The sequence below is a fragment of the Streptococcus suis genome, assembly GCF_017601095.1.
GTDB classification, from domain to species: Bacteria; Bacillota; Bacilli; order Lactobacillales; family Streptococcaceae; genus Streptococcus; species Streptococcus suis_Z.
On record NZ_JAGFUX010000006.1, the window covers coordinates 107,001 to 123,049 of the forward strand.

General features: G+C 43.5%; 20 protein-coding genes and 1 pseudogene. 10 read left to right on the forward strand and 11 right to left on the reverse strand.

Translation table 11 applies throughout. From position 1 onward, the window contains the following. Nucleotides 1-8: 8 nt before the first annotated feature. On the reverse strand, nucleotides 9-959 hold the full coding sequence (rsmH, locus tag J5566_RS06740) for a 16S rRNA (cytosine(1402)-N(4))-methyltransferase RsmH (protein ID WP_208562647.1): 951 nt from the start codon (nucleotides 957-959) through the stop codon (nucleotides 9-11). A gap of 204 nt (nucleotides 960-1,163) precedes the next feature. Between rsmH and J5566_RS06745 the strand changes: the two genes are divergently transcribed. The 6 genes from J5566_RS06745 to J5566_RS06770 are packed head-to-tail and all read left to right on the forward strand — an operon-like array spanning nucleotide 1,164 to nucleotide 3,833. Continuing rightward, nucleotides 1,164-1,352: a helix-turn-helix transcriptional regulator gene (locus J5566_RS06745; protein ID WP_158456780.1), complete on the forward strand. Its 189-nt coding sequence runs from the start codon at nucleotides 1,164-1,166 to the stop codon at nucleotides 1,350-1,352. Nucleotides 1,353-1,367: 15 nt separating this feature from the next. After that, nucleotides 1,368-1,568 carry a hypothetical protein gene (locus J5566_RS06750; protein ID WP_172043616.1) on the forward strand — a complete coding sequence of 67 codons (201 nt, stop codon included), beginning with the start codon at nucleotides 1,368-1,370 and terminating at the stop codon, nucleotides 1,566-1,568. Nucleotides 1,569-1,578: 10 nt separating this feature from the next. Continuing rightward, nucleotides 1,579-2,661, forward strand: coding sequence for a DUF3278 domain-containing protein (locus J5566_RS06755; RefSeq protein ID WP_208562648.1), 1,083 nt, complete (start codon nucleotides 1,579-1,581; stop codon nucleotides 2,659-2,661). Nucleotides 2,662-2,673: 12 nt separating this feature from the next. Further along, the gene (locus tag J5566_RS06760) at nucleotides 2,674-3,018 is read left to right on the forward strand and encodes an MFS transporter (protein WP_208562649.1); all 345 of its coding nucleotides are present in this window, start codon (nucleotides 2,674-2,676) and stop codon (nucleotides 3,016-3,018) included. Further along, nucleotides 3,008-3,355: a hypothetical protein gene (locus J5566_RS06765; RefSeq protein WP_208562650.1), complete on the forward strand. Its 348-nt coding sequence runs from the start codon at nucleotides 3,008-3,010 to the stop codon at nucleotides 3,353-3,355. The genes J5566_RS06760 and J5566_RS06765 overlap by 11 nt, the downstream gene beginning before the upstream one ends. Before the next feature lie 52 nt (nucleotides 3,356-3,407). Beyond that, a complete protein-coding gene (locus J5566_RS06770) occupies nucleotides 3,408-3,833 on the forward strand; it encodes a NusG domain II-containing protein (RefSeq protein ID WP_208562651.1) in 426 nt (141 codons plus the stop codon). Between the two features lie 106 nt (nucleotides 3,834-3,939). On the opposite strand, the gene menA is transcribed toward J5566_RS06770, so the two are convergent. The 5 genes and pseudogenes from menA to J5566_RS06795 all read right to left on the reverse strand — a co-directional run bounded on the left by menA (nucleotide 3,940) and on the right by J5566_RS06795 (nucleotide 9,573). Beyond that, nucleotides 3,940-4,917 carry a 1,4-dihydroxy-2-naphthoate polyprenyltransferase gene (gene menA, locus J5566_RS06775; RefSeq protein ID WP_208562652.1) on the reverse strand — a complete coding sequence of 326 codons (978 nt, stop codon included), beginning with the start codon at nucleotides 4,915-4,917 and terminating at the stop codon, nucleotides 3,940-3,942. Then, the gene (locus J5566_RS06780) at nucleotides 4,883-5,950 is read right to left on the reverse strand and encodes an FAD:protein FMN transferase (RefSeq protein ID WP_208562653.1); all 1,068 of its coding nucleotides are present in this window, start codon (nucleotides 5,948-5,950) and stop codon (nucleotides 4,883-4,885) included. The genes menA and J5566_RS06780 overlap by 35 nt, the downstream gene beginning before the upstream one ends. A 108-nt stretch (nucleotides 5,951-6,058) precedes the next feature. Next, nucleotides 6,059-6,562, reverse strand: a complete 504-nt coding sequence (locus J5566_RS06785) for an FMN-binding protein (protein ID WP_172043609.1) — start codon at nucleotides 6,560-6,562, stop codon at nucleotides 6,059-6,061. 124 nt (nucleotides 6,563-6,686) lie between these two features. Next, a complete protein-coding gene (locus J5566_RS06790; protein WP_208562654.1) occupies nucleotides 6,687-7,670 on the reverse strand; it encodes a polyprenyl synthetase family protein in 984 nt (327 codons plus the stop codon). Between the two features lie 20 nt (nucleotides 7,671-7,690). Further along, a pseudogene (locus J5566_RS06795) lies at nucleotides 7,691-9,573 on the reverse strand (FAD-dependent oxidoreductase). A 201-nt stretch (nucleotides 9,574-9,774) separates the two neighbouring features. On the opposite strand from J5566_RS06795, the gene J5566_RS06800 reads away from it, so the two are divergent. Further along, a complete protein-coding gene (locus J5566_RS06800; protein ID WP_208562664.1) occupies nucleotides 9,775-10,278 on the forward strand; it encodes a Gx transporter family protein in 504 nt (167 codons plus the stop codon). 159 nt (nucleotides 10,279-10,437) lie between these two features. Here the strand turns inward: J5566_RS06800 and J5566_RS10800 are convergent, their stop codons facing one another. Together J5566_RS10800 and J5566_RS10690 are read right to left on the reverse strand one after the other, a co-directional pair. Next, entirely contained in the window at nucleotides 10,438-10,635 is a 198-nt protein-coding gene (locus J5566_RS10800) for a DUF4300 family protein (RefSeq protein WP_432215590.1), read from the reverse strand. Beyond that, a complete protein-coding gene (locus J5566_RS10690) occupies nucleotides 10,568-10,744 on the reverse strand; it encodes a DUF4300 family protein (RefSeq protein WP_279630962.1) in 177 nt (58 codons plus the stop codon). The genes J5566_RS10800 and J5566_RS10690 overlap by 68 nt, the downstream gene beginning before the upstream one ends. A gap of 152 nt (nucleotides 10,745-10,896) precedes the next feature. On the opposite strand from J5566_RS10690, the gene J5566_RS06810 reads away from it, so the two are divergent. The 3 genes from J5566_RS06810 to J5566_RS06820 all read left to right on the forward strand — a co-directional run bounded on the left by J5566_RS06810 (nucleotide 10,897) and on the right by J5566_RS06820 (nucleotide 14,331). Beyond that, complete coding sequence (locus J5566_RS06810) at nucleotides 10,897-12,246, forward strand: TrkH family potassium uptake protein (protein ID WP_208562655.1); 1,350 nt, start codon at nucleotides 10,897-10,899, stop codon at nucleotides 12,244-12,246. A 10-nt stretch (nucleotides 12,247-12,256) separates the two neighbouring features. Continuing rightward, nucleotides 12,257-12,928: a potassium channel family protein gene (locus J5566_RS06815; protein ID WP_208562656.1), complete on the forward strand. Its 672-nt coding sequence runs from the start codon at nucleotides 12,257-12,259 to the stop codon at nucleotides 12,926-12,928. A gap of 65 nt (nucleotides 12,929-12,993) precedes the next feature. Then, a complete protein-coding gene (locus J5566_RS06820; protein WP_208562657.1) occupies nucleotides 12,994-14,331 on the forward strand; it encodes an MATE family efflux transporter in 1,338 nt (445 codons plus the stop codon). Nucleotides 14,332-14,349: 18 nt separating this feature from the next. Here the strand turns inward: J5566_RS06820 and J5566_RS06825 are convergent, their stop codons facing one another. The 3 genes from J5566_RS06825 to J5566_RS06835 form a co-directional block, all read right to left on the reverse strand. Beyond that, the gene (locus J5566_RS06825; RefSeq protein ID WP_208562658.1) at nucleotides 14,350-14,721 is read right to left on the reverse strand and encodes a hypothetical protein; all 372 of its coding nucleotides are present in this window, start codon (nucleotides 14,719-14,721) and stop codon (nucleotides 14,350-14,352) included. 81 nt (nucleotides 14,722-14,802) lie between these two features. After that, nucleotides 14,803-15,879: a site-2 protease family protein gene (locus J5566_RS06830; RefSeq protein ID WP_208562659.1), complete on the reverse strand. Its 1,077-nt coding sequence runs from the start codon at nucleotides 15,877-15,879 to the stop codon at nucleotides 14,803-14,805. 73 nt (nucleotides 15,880-15,952) lie between these two features. Further along, nucleotides 15,953-16,049, reverse strand: a 97-nt coding sequence (locus J5566_RS06835; RefSeq protein ID WP_136117368.1) for an IS3 family transposase, incomplete at its 5' end; no start/stop codon positions are given.

Genomic DNA, 16,049 nt, shown 5'->3' on the forward strand with positions numbered 1-16,049 from the left:
CACTTTCTTTACTGATGCACTTTTTTGGCTACACGCAATTTAGCTGAATGGGCACGATTATTGGCCTCCAACTCCTCTTGACTCGGCAAAATTGGCTTGCGATTAACCAATTCAAGCGGCGCCTTTAAGTCTTCTGGGATAAAAGGCAAGCCTTTGGGTACATCAATAGTACTGGCTTCCTTAAAGAGTTGTTTAGTCAGACGATCTTCCAAGGAATGAAAGGTAATCACCGAGATACGACCGTCCAAAGCCAAGAGATCAATTGCCTGCTGGATAGACTCATCCGCCGCACCTAATTCATCATTGACTTCAATCCGAATGGCCTGAAAAATCTGCTTGGCAGGGTGGCCTTTCTTCTTGAGTTCCTTGGCTGGCTTAGCAGACTTAATCAATTCTGCCAACTCAGTTGTCGTTTCAATGGGCTTGATAGCACGTGCCTGTTCGATTTTACGAGCAATCTGTTTGGAAAATTTATCCTCACCATACTTGAAAAAAATCCGTACCAAATCATGGTAGTCATAGTTGTTGACCACATCAAAGGCTGTCAACTGACCATCACGGTTCATTCGCATATCAAGCGGAGCATCTTGTTTGTAAGAAAAGCCACGCTCCCGCTCATCCAACTGCGGACTAGACACACCCAAATCGTAACAAATCCCATCAATCTCTGTTACGCCTAGCTCTGCTAAACGAGCCTTGAGATTACGGAAATTATCCCTGATAAAGGTGACTTGACCTTTTTCAATGTAGGCTGCCAAGCGGATTTGGGCATGGTCGATAGCCGTCTGATCCTGGTCAAAGGCGTAGAGATGCCCCCCATCCGTCAGCTGACTCAAAAGGTACTCACTATGACCTGCCCCACCCAAGGTAGCATCTACATAAATTCCTTTTGGTTTGATGTCTAACATATCTACTGTTTCGTGCAACAACACAGTCGTGTGATTAAATTCCTTGCTCATATCTTATCTATTGTACCACAAATTGATTCAAAAAGAAGTCGAAAACTGTTGCAAAAAATTTGTCAAATATAGTTGACACCGTTTGTAAAATTGTATATACTAATATCACAAGATGTGTCGTGTATAATTGACAATCAAATGGGAGACGTCCCACATTTTTTTACACTAGCATGTCAGATATAATTGACATAGAAAGGAAGGCATATGAATCGTGTCAAAGACTATCGTCTCTTGCAAGGTATTTCCCAGCTGGATTTGGCCAAGGCCATCGGCGTATCCAGGCAGACCATCAACATGATTGAAAATAACAAGTACAACCCCTCTCTAGACCTCTGTATCAACCTAGCCAAGGCTCTAGAAACCGACCTCAATAGCCTCTTTTGGAACAATTAGAAAGGAAGAAAAACCATGAAAAAGAATATACGTCAAGCTCTTATCTCTACCCTTATTTTTATCCCGCTCTTTGGCCTCTTTCAGCTTTGGGGCAATAGCGGAGCAGAAATCTTGCACACCATCAGCCAAGCAAAATTTTGGCTACAATTGCTGATTGCTGGGACCATCTACTTCTTAGGTTTTGTTTACATCTTACCATTGATCGATCAAAAATAAGGAGCTGCTTATGAAAAAGGAAACCTTTCAAGATAAATTGATCAAACGTTTTTATGGTATCACAGGACCTCTGGATGAATTTCGCAAAAAAGAAGCCTTCCGATTGGGAAATACCTGCTTCATCCCCCTCTTTTGGGGTATCCTTTTTGTCACTCTACTGGCAGTCGCCTTAGCCAAGCGGTATCCAGAATTTGTGGCCTTTGGCTACCCTACCTTCATTCTTTTTGCTACTCTCGGACTTGTCCACTTCTTAGCCTATCAGCTCTCTCGCAAACAACTGGACAGTTTAGATGTAGAAGAGCTGACTGCCAAGGAGCAGAAAAAACTCAAGGGTTCCAGTATCAAATTTGCCCTCTACTTTACCACTTTTATGTACCTGTGGAATGTCCTGTTTGATAGCTGGATGGAGGGAACTAGCTTTTTTGACCAACTAGTTGACCCACGAAAATTCCTAGCAGCTGCTATTTCAGGGATTCTTATCGGAATCGCTCTGGAAATCATGTTACGCAAACGCATCAAAAAAGCGGAGTTACTAACTGTCAGCTCTGCTATTTCCAAAGAAGAACCTCGGTGGATCCAAAACATGATACGACACTTCTATGGTATCCGTGGACCTTTGGATGAATACCGGCGCAGCCAGGCAGATGCTATCGGCGGACAAGCCTTTATCTACTTCTTCTACTTCCTCTTGCTTGGAAATGCTGTCGCCTACTTTCTGGCTATCCGCTATCCTGTTGCGGTTGCTACCTACTATCCGACTGTCGTTGGTCTCTTTAGTTTTATCTTACTCGGTGTGGTCAATATGCAAACCCTACATGCTGATCTTCCCCAATATGACATAGACGAACTCAGCCCTGAGGAAAGACAGGGACGTCCCCTCAATCCACTGATTTGGGGACTGGGAGTTGCACTGCTTTCGACAGTTTTTGCTGGGCTGGCTGACCTCTTCAACCTAAACTTACCCCTACTGTCCTCAATCATCCATATCAAATCTCTTCTCTTTGGTAGTATGATGGGCCTCTTTGCCAGTCTATCCCTGTCAGCCTTTGCCTATCTGCAAAAGCTGGAGGCAGACACGACTGAGAAAAAATAAGGAGCTGACCCCATGAATAAACCCTTCTCTCCCAAGCAATCCTTTCAATTCTTTGTGCTATTTTATAGTCTGTTCTCTGCCTTTCTTATCTATTCCTACATAGTCAAGGAGCCCGTTCACGATAGCTTCCTATTCGTTTTTCCCATCGTCCAGATGCTCAAACCTCTTAAATCTGCAGAAGCAAGGCATTACTTTATTCTCTCAAGTGTCTTTACAGTTATCGTCATGACCCTGACCTACGGCATAGGCATTTGGCTGGGACAGATCAAACCACTTATCCTCATATTACCTGCTGGATTTGCTCTGGCTATTCTTTATCGGATTTATTTCAAAAAGGGGAAAACAGATGAACGTTAACAAACTGAAACTTATACTCACTTTGATTGTTCTCTCCTATACAACAATTTGTAGCCTGTATATACATAGCTACCTGACTGGGGACAATCCACCAATCTTTATCTTACCGTTCACTATACTTCCAATCTTGAATAATGACAGGCAAACTACCAGTCCAGAATCAAACGCTTTCCAAAAAGCTATCTATCTTTATCGTAAACCACTGCTCTGGTTTCTCTTTGCAGGTCTTGTCCTAACCTTCTCCATTGGATTTTTCGCTGGACGAATCAAACCACTCTTAGCTGGATTTTGGGGAATATTTGCTCTCTTGCTCTTTATTGGACAATTGAAAAAGTAATCTGTATCCAACATTTTACAAAGTAGGATTTTTTCTATAAAATAGACTGTATATGACATTCAAATCCATTCTTAGACAACTCAAGCCATTTGATTATATCTTAATCGGATTCACTTTACTGCTATCAATTCTGCCAGCTTTTTTGACCTACTCACACCTAGCTGCAAAAACGGACCAAGCAAGTATTATTGCCTATGTCCGTATCAATGGCCAGGTGGTTGACCAGTTCGAATTATCAAAAGATACTCCCCACCAGGAAGTCACCTACTACCCCAATGACGGACAGTACAATATCATCGAAGTAGATGGTGAACGCATCCGAGTTAAGGAAGATAACAGCCCCGACCAAATCGCGGTTCGAACCAGCTGGATTAGTCAGCCTGGGGAACTCTCTGTCTGCCTACCTCACAATCTCATGATAGAAATACAATCTCAATCACCAAATGAGGAAGAAGACCAGTTAATTTTACCCCTTTAAAACAAGGCTTCCAAAAGCTGTCTCAACCAACAAAAAAACGCATAAAATCCTGCTTCAATCAGCTTGATTTTATGCGTTTTACTTTATACTAAATCATTTCGCTTCTTTATTTTATAAAGATTGCAACCAGTAATACCAAGAGATAAACCAAGGAATAGAGGACGAAACTTTTCACAGCTTCAATAAAAGTTTGACTCTTTACGGGTTTCTTTAAAAAACGTTTCAAAAATTGAAAGGATGGAACTAGGGCAACCAGTCCTAGCAAGGCCCAGACTGGAAGCATGCCTGTCCCTACAAAGAGTAACCACAGCATCCAGGACAAGAGCCAGAGGAAAAAGTAAAGTCTCAAACTGACACCCTTCCCCAGATAATAGACCAAAGTATAGCGACGATTCCGAATATCTGTCTCCAAATCGCAGATATTATTGGCCAACATGATATTGGCAATCAAACAAACCAAAGGCAGACTCATAAAGATAAGCTCTAAGACCTTAAACCAAGAAAACTGCAAGGTCATCCACTGGCCGAGAAAATGACTAACCACCAATTGGCTGGGATTTTGAACAAAAACGGCTAGAAAAAAGATGCCAAATCCCATGGTCACTCCAGAAAATACTTCGCCCAAAGGCATCCGTGATAATGGAATAGGACCAAAGGTGTAAAAAATGCCAATCAGAAAACATAGGACACCCATTGGCAACAAGAGCCAGCTGGTCTGCCAAACCAAAATGAGAGAAAAGAGAATGGACCAAAAGAGCAAGAAAAAGATAATCTGCACCATCAGGCCAAAATCCAGTTCATGTTTGCCGATAACATTTTCCTCTGTCTGGTAGTTTTTATCCTTGGCCTTATAAAAATCCATGGTATTGTTGATGGCTGTTGTGCACATGTCAAAGGTCAGTACAGCCAATACGAACAGGGCAGTGGTCAGCCAATTAAAGGTTTGGTATCGATAGACAGACCAAAGAATTCCCAGAACCATGGGAAAGACACTGGCAACCTTGGTTTTAATTTCGACAAATTCTAAAAATTGTGGAAGGCTGAGCCTTCTATTTTGCTTCTTCAACAAGATGATACTCCTCATTGCTTAAAACGAAGCGATCGGTCAAGCCATCGCTTAGATAAACACCATGTTCCTTGTCGATAAAAACAGCCTCGACACCATCTAGAGCATTGACAAAGGCCAAGCCCTCTTCAATCCCCATCAAGAAGAGACTGGTCGATAAGGCATCTCCTTCAACCGAAGTCTCAGAAAAAACGGTCACTCCTGAAATTGAGTTTTCTACTGGGTAGCCCGTTTGGGGATTAAGGATGTGATGGTAACGTACATCATCTACTTCCAAGTAGCGTTCGTAAATCCCAGAGGTCACCACAGAGCCATTTGTCACACGAACAGATCCGACTGTTGCTCCTCTGATTTCATCTGGATCCTGAACCCCAACATTCCAACCTTGGTCACTGTTTGGAGAAGTCCCCATAACTACCACGTTGCCACCGAGGTTGATGACAGCTGTTGTTATCTCCTTGCTGGCAAACAATTCCTGAACCTGGTCAGCAATGTAACCTTTTGAAATCGCCCCCAGCTCCAAGGCCATATCTTCTTCAAGGAAAACGGTCTGTTTCTCCTTATCAAGCTTGATGGCTGTGTAATCAATATGTGTTAGAGCTGCATCAATCTCTGCCTGACTTGGTTTTCTTGCCTGATCCGAACCAATCTGCCAGAGATTGCTAACCGCACCAATTGAAATATCAAACAGCCCCTGACTTGCTCGGCTCATCTCAACAGCCTTTTCTATTATTTCAAAAGTCCGCTCATCAACCTTCACAGCTTCTTTACCAGCTGCCTGATTGATCCTGTAAATATCCGACCCTTCTATGTTGGTCGACAATAGTTCTTCCATCTCTTTTATGTAAGCGATGGCTTGATCCATGGTTTCTTCTTGACCAGAATGGTAAATACTTAACTGGACCACTGTATGCAAAAGACTTTCACTTCGTGTCAGAGGAGTCTTTTCTACGGCTAACTGGCTACTTGATTGGGCTTGTCCACATGCAGTCAAAAGGAGGCAAAAACCAACCAAGCAAACCAATAAGGCAAATCTCCAATATTTTTTCATCTAAACTACCGTCCTTTTGTCTATCTTAACATATTTTTCTGGAAATCTCTGCCTTAAAAAAGAAAGCACAGTAGCCTTGACTACCGTGCCTTATCTGACTTCAACAGATTAGTCTAACTGAATCGTTTCTGTTTTTCCTTCCGCCGCTGCTGCGAGAAGAGCTGTTGTGCTCTTCACAAAATCTTCAGAAGTGTGGGTCGCACCAGAAACCACTTCAACGTCAGCAGACTGGGTTTCAACCAAGGCTGCGTTCAATTTTTCAAGAGCTTCAGCAGCTGAAACGCCTGACTTTTCTTTCATTTTTGTATTGTATTCTTCATTTTCAGACTTCAAGCTACCATCTTCTGCTTGGTAGTCAAAGTTTGATTCTGTAATTTTACCATCTTTGATAGTGATGGTGTGAACGATTTTATAACCATAGTCATCTGCTGCAGATTCAGCTGTATAGGTGCCATCTTTCCATGTTGCTGTTTCAGTTGTGGAAGAAGATGCAGTTGTCGCTGCTTCTGAGCTTGATGCAGTTGTTTCTTCAGTTGTTGAACCGCAAGCGGCAAGAGCTAAGGTTGCTGCGAAAAGTGCCAACCCTTTTAAGATTGTTTTTCCTGTTTTCATAACAAAGGACTCCTTTTTATTTTTTGTTGTTTTATATTATAATAATATACTTTTTGGGGTAAAATGTCCATCTTTTTATGCAAAATCTTTGAGTATTCAAACAAATGTCGATTGGGATTTTTTACTAAAAAATCATCTTCAAGACCTCTTCTAAGTGGGTTCGATTAGTAGAGGGAGGAAAAAGTTCCAACTCTTTTTTGGCTTTTTTTTCATATGACTTCATTAACTGCGCAGCTTTTTCCAATCCCGAACTCGCCAAGACCTTTTGGTAAATCAACTGAATCAAGTCAGTATTTTCAGGTTCTTGAGCAAGTAAGTGCAGGTCCGTACGCAGACTGGAATCTTCCTGCAAGGCAAAGAGCAAGGGAGCTGTGTAGATACCATTTGCGATATCTTGTAGCCCTGGCTTGCCTGAATTCCGACCATCTTTCTGGTAGTCAATCCTGTCATCACGAATCTGAAAACCCATCCCAAGGGATCTGCCAAATCGGAAGGCTGCTCGGTGCTTGCCTGCTGGCTGGTCCTTTTGATAGGCCCCCAGTTGACAAGCAAGACCAAACAAGAGGGCTGTTTTCCCTTGAATTTGTTTGAGATAGGCCTTAAGGGTCATGTCCGTATTGTATTGATTCATCAGCTGTGCCAATTCTCCCCGCAAGAGGCATTCCAAAAGGCGATCGTTTACCTTTTCTTTGTCTTTCTCCTGCAGACCTAACTCTTCTAGCCCCTTGACTAAGAGCCGCCCTGAAAATGCCAAGAGGTAATCTCCAGTATAGATGGCAATCCGATTGGAAAAGGTCTGGTGGGCAGTAAGAATACCGCGGCGTTTTTCTGCCCCATCAATGACATCATCATGCATCAGGGTTGCCAGATGCAAGGTCTCTATATGGGCAGCAAAATACAGTTTTGCTGGGCTGATAGCACCATCCACTAGTCGAGCAAAGTGCAGACACAAGCCTGCCCTCAAGTATTTCCCAGGTGCTTGAACGTATTCGTGAATCTTTTTGTCAATGGCTGGGTGAAGGTGTAGCTGTTCTGTCAAGATGATAGCTTTCACTTTCTCCAGTGCCAGTTTCATTTCTAGATCTGCGTCCCAAATCTGATGAACCACTCGTTTCCTCACTTACTCTTTTATTGTTTTAGTCGGTAGAGATGCTTTGACCTACCGTATAATCGTTTGTCAATAAAGCGACCCAACCACGGCATAATCCAATAATCCAAACCGAAGGAACGCCCTGCTCCATTCATCAGCGCCACGGCTACTGGGATGAACCAAATGTTGACCCAGTAAAACATGCCGGACAAACTGAACATAACCACCAAGGCTGCTGTTGCTGCGGATACAATCCAAACAAAAGCTCCCGCAATCAAGGCCAAGCCAATGGCAATCTCTGCTAGAGTCATGAATTTCTGCATAAAGAGCGCAACTTCCTGATTGGGCATCATAAATTCCATGATGGAAGCAAACCAGTCTGGCATGGAGTCAAGGACGGTCATCGGAGTCTCTCCGTAAGCATAGCTCAATCCAAAGATTGGCTCTGCCACTTCAGCCACTGCCTGAGAAGCTCCCGATGTCGCTTCGGCCGCTGATGCACCTGACACAGGATCAGCCAACCACGGAAATGGGAAGACAACCTGGTCTCCCATCCAGGAGGTTGTTCCAAATAGACCAAAGGCTTTTTTCACCCCTTCATAGAGCCAAACCGAGCCGTAGAAAACTCGGAGCGGAACAGACCAAAGCAGGTTCCCCTTGCTTGAAGTATGCCCTCCAAAGATATTGCGTTTATTTTTAATTTCGAAGAATTCATGGCGAACATAGGCTCCCATGTAGAAGAAACTTCGAATGGTAAAGAAGTACAAGAGGTTGACCATATGCTTCATAGCCATGGCAAAGAAACCAGACATATGGTACTTGTCCATGAGAAAGGCGACGCCATAGCGAGCACCGATGGAGACCATGAAACCGTCGTATTTCCCTTTGTAGCTGTGTTTTTTTCCGCCTTGAAGGGCTGCGATGATGTTGCTGGCTGCCGTATGACCTGTTTGCTCTGCAGTTGGACAATCTGCGGTGTTGGTTTACCTTCTTGGTTAGGATCCTCATAGTAAACCAAATCCCCAGCCACATAGACATGTTCCTTACCCTTGGCTTCCATGTACTGATTGGCAATCAAGCGGCCTGCTCTGCCTTTTTCAATACCGAAATCACTGGCATCTGTATTGGCCTGAACACCTGCTGTCCAAATGGATGTATGGGTTGGAATCTGGCGACCTGAGGCTAGGGTCAGGCTGTCCTTTTCCACACTTGCAACTCCGTCACCCAGCACCAGTTCAACGCCTTTTTTCTCCAAGTATTTCTTGGCCTTGACCTGCTCTTTTTCTGTCACCATAGCCAAGATCTTTGGCGTGGCTTCCACGACCTTGAGAGAGAATTCTTTTGGATCCAGTTTAAACTCGCGCGCCAAGACAGGTACCCAGTCAATCAGTTCTCCAATCATCTCAATCCCTGTAAAGCCAGCACCGATAACGGTAAAGGTCAAAAGAGCCCGGCGTCTTGCCTCATCGTGCTCCCGCATAGCCTGATAACAGGCATCGATGATGTGGTCGTGTAGGCGTTCGGCTGCCTCGATAGACCAAAGGGTAAAACCATTTTCTTTGACACCCTTGACACCAAAGTCGTTAGCCTCGCCTCCCATGGCAAGCAAGAGGTAGTCAAATGAGATAGTTTGGTGCTCCGCGACAACTTCTTTCTTGTCGTAGTCAATCTCTACAACCTTGTCAGTAACCAACTCTACCTTTGGATATTTCTTGAAAATCCGCTGTAAATCATACTTGATAGCATTGACCTCCACACGCCCTGCTGCCACCTCATGCAGCTCCGTCATGTAGGTATGGAAGGAATTTTTGTCAATCAAGATAACTCGAATATCCGAGTTCTTCTTGAAGGTCTTCCCTAGCAATCGGGCGGCAGCGATTCCGGCATATCCAGCCCCGACAATTACAATGTTTTTTGTCACGATCCTTTCCTCCTTGTGAATCTTTCAACGTATTCCATGATGTTATTATACTCTTTTAGTTCTTGTTTAACAAGTCTTTTTTTCAATAACTAGTAATAGTTCCCTCTTGAAAACCAATTCTAAAATCAGTAAAATAGAACTAAGATTTGCAAAAGGAGGCTACACTTGGACAATAAGCAACAACGTTTAATTTTTATCACCATGCTGGCTGCCCAAGCTGTGGTCATTTCATTTATCGAACGGTTTATCCCAACACCATTTTCTTTTGCACCTGGCGCCAAGCTCGGTCTGGGAAACCTCATTAGTTTGATTGCAATTTTTACATTACCAGCCAAGGATAGTATCAAAGTGGTCTTTCTTCGACTCCTCATTTCGACTTTTTTAGGCGGAACTTTTTCAACCTTTCTCTACGGTTTGTCTGGGACTTGCTTGAGTTATCTTGCTATGCTGTCTGCTAAACAGCTGGGGCCTAAGCGTGTCAGTTCGATTGGTATTTCTATTCTTGGTGGTATGTTGCACAACTTTGGCCAGCTCTTGGTCTTTGCATTTTTTGCTCGTTCTTTGCTGGTCCTAAACTATCTCCCTCTCCTGGCGGTGACAGGCATCTTATCTGGTTTTTTAGTTGGGCTGGCTGCGACCTATCTTTTAGAAAAAGTGCCTCCGCTCCGACATTATCACCAACAAATTCTAAAAACATGGAAATAAACACCCCTAACTCAAGAGGTGCTTATTTTTATTGTGCTGACTGAACAAACTGATCATTTTCCATAATATAGTCGAATGAATTAGCTTTCAGACAAGGAACTGAGGTGCAGACAGTACTAGAGTACGGCAAGCCGAAAGTAACAATGTATCAAAGCTAATTCAAATGACTATAAAAGTAGGTGCTGTTTCTTGACCACAGTCAAGTGCATACTTTTTCAACAAGTAGTCATACACTTGGTCTTTAGATGAAAAATAAATAGCTTGGTAGGGTTCTGAAAGGATAGTTTTTCTACAAATAGTAGTCCCTTGAGCTTTCCAGCATAACCCCAACATGTCCAATAAAAAGGCCATGACCATCTAAGTCGTCATGATAAACAACTGAAAACATATTGGCAGCGCTCGAGAAAGTGATTGTTGAAAGATGTTCTTTCATTTTTGCAGCATGTACAGCTAAGTCTGGTTTCATATGTTCACCCTCTTTTTCTCGATCTAGATTATCCCAAAACAATTCAGAATGCATGTAGATTTTTTCAATAAAAACCTCTTATTCCTTTCTTTTTTTCGATTTTGTGCTACAATGTTTTCATATTTTTATTTTTATGAAAAAGAAGGAGACTTATGTCTTTTTTTAGGATAACACTGTCGCCTGGTCAACGGATTGTCATGAGCTTTTTCATGGTTATCTTGATGGGTTCTCTTTTATTGCATTTGCCGTTCTCGCAACTGCCAACTTCATCAGCCACATACTGGGACAATCTCTTTACAGCTGTGTCCATGGTCTGTGTGACAGGACTCTTTACCGTCCCTGTCTCTGAAACCTATTCGACCTTTGGTCAGATCATCTGTATGTTGCTGATTCAAATCGGTGGGCTGAGTTTGATTGGTTTTATCGGACTCTTTGCTTTGAGGGGCGGTCGCAAACTCAGCTTCATCAATATGGCAACCTTGCAGGAGGCTCTCACTCGCTCGGATACCAAGCATTTCAGGAGTTTCATCAAGTCTGCCTTTGGCTTTACTCTAGCGGTGGAAGCCTTGGGAGCCCTGCTCTTGTCTTTCCAATTCGTACCCGAATTCGGCTGGGAAAAGGGACTCTTCTCGGCAGCCTTTGTGGCGGTGTCTGCCTTTTGTAATGCTGGTTTTGACAACTTCGGTGCGACCAGTCTTGTCAATTATGTTGAAAATCCCTTGGTCAATTTGACCATCGCTGCCCTGATTATTATGGGCGGTCTTGGTTTTTCTGTCTGGTTTGATTTTCAAACGCAGATTGGCCAGCGTCGGAGCCTTCGGAAACTGCGATTTCATACAAAGGTTGTGCTGAGTTTGACGGCTATCATTTTAGTAAGCGGCACTCTCTTGACCCTTCTGACAGAGTGGAACAATCCTAGTACAATCGGCCACCTCCCTCTTGGCAGCAAGGTTTTAGCTAGCTTTTTCCAGACGGTTACTATGAGGACCGCAGGTTTTGCCAGCATCGACTATACTAAGGCTGAGCCTGTGACCCTCTTGCTCTACATCTTTCAAATGATGCTGGGGGGGGCTCCTGGTGGTACGGCAGGTGGAATTAAAATTACAGCCTTTTTGACCCTTGTTCTCTACGCCCGCAGTGAGATCATGGGCTTACCCCATACCAATTTCAAGGACCACACTATCGATGCCCTAACTATCCGCAAGGCTTTTGCTACTTTTAGTGTCTTTATCACGGTCTTCCTAGCTGGACTGGTGGCCATCACAATCACAGACCCACGCCAGCCCTTGCTCTTTCTCGTGTTTGAAGTTATGTCAGCCCTGGCAACCGTTGGGGTGACAGCTAACTTGACTCCCTACCTGACCCAGGCAAGTCAATTGATTCTCATGGCCCTTATGTTCTTCGGCCGCATCGGTCCAATGTCCATCCTAATCAGCCTGTCCACCCGCAAACCTTCTAAGAAGGAAAGCCTACACTACGCTAAATCATCTATGATTGTCTAAAGGAGAAATCATGCCAACACAAACGATTGGAATTCTTGGTCTAGGTGTTTTTGGAACTACGATTGCTAAAACCCTTCACCATTACGACTGTAACATCATTGCCGTGGATAACCATGAGCAACGTATCAACCAGCTTGAGTCTATCTTAACCCGCGGCATCGTCGGCGACATCACAGACCGCACGCTCTTGCGAGCTGCAGGTATTGACAACTGCGATACCGTTGTGGTCGCAACGGGAAACAACTTGGAGTCCAGCGTCCTAGCTGTTTTGCACTGTAAATCACTCGGTGTGCCAAAGGTCATTGCCAAGGTAAAGAGCAAAACCACCAAAGAAGTGCTTTTGAAAATCGGGGCCGACAAGGTCATTTCACCTGAGCGTGAAACAGGGATCTCCCTTGCCAAACACCTAATTCACCAAGGTACAACCGATTTGTTTGAACTCGATGACCAAGTGACCATTGTGGAATTCCAGCCACCTGCCAAATGGCTTGGCAAAACCTTGGCCCAGTTGAAACTCCGTCAAAACTATAAGATGAACATCATCGGCTACCGTAGTAAATTTACTAAAGAACTGAATATCCAGCTATCGCCAGATTATACCTTTAACGAGGATGAATTGATCATGGCTGTAACGGATAATAATACCGTTGACCATTTTGAAGAATACACCAACAAAATGTAAGATTTAGCCTATCTGCACTGAGTAGATGGGCTGTCTTTGTGAGATGATGAAAAGGAAACCATAAAATGAACGATTTAACCAAGGGCAACCCCATACGGGTCATCCTCCAGTTTGCCATTCCCCTCTTGATCGGAAGTTTTTTTCAGCTAGCTTATAACTTTGCTGATTCCATGATTGTCGGCCACACCTTGGGTAAGGATGCTTTTGCCAGTGTTGGATCCACAGCTAGCTTGATTTTTTTAATTATCGGTTTTGCCCAAGGGGTGACCAATGGCTTAACAATTGTAACAGCCCAACGATATGGAGCTGGCGACTGGAAAGAAGTTAAAAAATCCTTCCTGCACGGTCTCTTCTTTGCCGCTTGTGTCAGCATCTTATTGACCAGCCTCTCGTTAACCTTCTTGGACCCTATCTTGCACCTGATGCAGGTTCCAGCTTCTATTTTCCCACATTCCAAGGCCTTTTTAATGGCTATGTTTGGTGGCTTAACCTTCACCGTTTTCTATAACTATCTCTCTAGTGCCATTCGCAGTCTTGGAAATTCCAGGACTCCTTTGGTGGCTTTAATCATTGCTTCTTTCATCAACATTGGACTAGATTTTTTCTTTATTCTTGTCATGAAATGGGGTGTTTTTGGAGCTGGTTTTGCGACCATAACGGCTCAGGCCTTCTCAGTTCTCTATCTGATTATTTATATTTACCGCAAGGTACCACACTTTCATCTAAGCAATAGCGACTGGATCTTAGATAGGGAGAACTTGATTCGCCATGCCCAGCTTGCTTTTCCCATGGGCTTTCAAGCCAGTATCATTGCCATCGGAGCAATTACCCTGCAAATTATGGTCAACCAGTTAGGAACAGATGCCATTGCTGCTCAGGCCATTGCCCTGCGCACCGACCAATTGGCCATGTTACCCATGGTAAATCTGGGCCTTGCCATTTCCACCTTTACAGCCCAGAACTATGGCGCTAAGCTCTATGACAGGATTCGAGAAGGTGTCCGAAAAACGCTAGTTCTCAACATTGCCTGGTCCATCCTCTTTGCCCTCTTACTGATCCTAGGCAACCGCTTCTTCTCAGGCCTCTTTCTACCAAATGCCAGTCAAACTGTACTGGACTTGGCCCTGGTTTACTACATCATTAACGGATCTTGCTACTGGATTGTGGCTAGCCTCTTTATCCTTCGGAGTTTTATCCAAGGCCTGGGTAAAGGTTTGATTCCAACGCTGGCTGGTTTTGGAGAATTGATTTTCCGTGCTATCGTAGCCGTTCTGGGTATGCAGTATTTCGGCTTCTATGGAACCGCCGCCGCTAACCCCGCCGCCTGGATCGGAAGCATCTTGGTCCTCATTCCAAGTTCCATCATCTTTATGAAAAAATTAAAAGCTGGACAAAGTATATAAAGAAAACGCATGAAACTCTCATGCGTTTTTTAAATAATATTTCCGTAAAAATTGGATATGAAGGAGATTCCAAAGCGCACCATAGCTAAGCCCAACCAAGAAAGCAAAGTCGACTTGCACATTGGATATTGGTAGCAGATGAACAAAAAGAATGAGTCCTAAAACAAGCACTAATAGAATAGCTGTCGTCGTCTTATCCAACTTAAAATAGGCTGACAAAGGTTTATCAGGACAGGCTTGCACTTCCTTGAATTGTTTGACACTTGCGCCAAGATTGGCCCCAGCTGCCCCCATAATCGCACCAAAATAATAGTGAGGCAGTAGATAAACCGACAAACTAGCTACAGTGATATAGGTAAGCACCAACAAGGCATATATCAGTTTTTTCATGACCAACCTCCTAAAGCTTTTTTATACATTTGTTTACGAATATATTTTAACATATCATTGTTATCAGTCGCAAATATTTTACTATAATAGTTGACTTTCCAACTCAATCTCTGACAAGAGTTTGCTATAATAATCCTGCTCATCAGCTAAGAGCGGGCTGTTAGGCAGCATTTTTTTAGCCTGAGCCAGAGATTTTTTCAAAGCCTTACTATCTTCCGCAATTCGCTGGTGGTAGAGAGCCGCGATGACTTGGTAATTTCCCATAGGGTACTTGAGCAGAGCCTTGACCTGCTTGTCCTCCCCTAATTCTCTAGCCTCTTCCTCCAGACCTTGCAAGAGATAGACTTCCAACAGTACAAGTTTTGCCAGCTTCACCATATAATCATTGTCCGATTTTGCTATCAACTTCTCCAATCGCTCTCGTGCTTCTTGATACTCCCCTTTGAAAATCAGCAACTCCGTCCAGTTTAGATAGTGGGTTTGTGGTAAATGCCCTGGCAAGATTGGCAGATCCAAGACAAAATCACTTAAATTCGCTGCAGTTGGGTCCACCATGACTTGAGAGGTATGTCTAAGTGCTTGATAGGCCAAGCGGCTATAGTCTGGATGAGTATACAACTCTTTTATTTTGGCACCATCCACCATTCCAGAAGGATTGGCGTTGAGGATAAACAAGGCTAGATTGAGGAGAATTTGCGATAGAGGCAGACTCCAATGCCCTGTTAAGAACCCAATCAAAACAGAAACAAGGATGAGACTGAGATGGACAATCAAGCCACCTGCAGACATCAGAATCGACCGAGGATCATCCTCATCTCTTTTGACTCCGATATACTGAGCAGCTGCCCCTTGCACAATCACGGTTTTCTTCCATTTCCAGCCTTGGTCAGTCTTGACCAACAAACGATTGCCCAAGCCAAGCGCCACCAAGTCAAAACCCGTCAGCCAACCAAAGAAGGCATGACCTAATTCGTGGAGAATGAGGGTTAGGTAAAAAGTACCTAGAAACCAGACATAACCTAGACCAAACACCCACAGTCCATAGAAGGAATCATTTTCTGGTAAAAGCTGAGCCATCCCATAAGTCGAATACATGGAACTCGCAAAACCACACAGAACAGAAACACCTATAACCAACCAATTCCATACTTTCTTCATAGCAAACCTCCTTTTTAATAGTATATCAAAAAAAGACTAGAAATGAACTGACCCCAAAAAATTGGACAAATAATTATTGAAAGGATTTAGTTCTGTATTGGACAGGACTAAGTCCTTTTAATTTTGCTTTTATTCGTTTGTTGTTGTAGTAAAAAATATAATCTGTAATA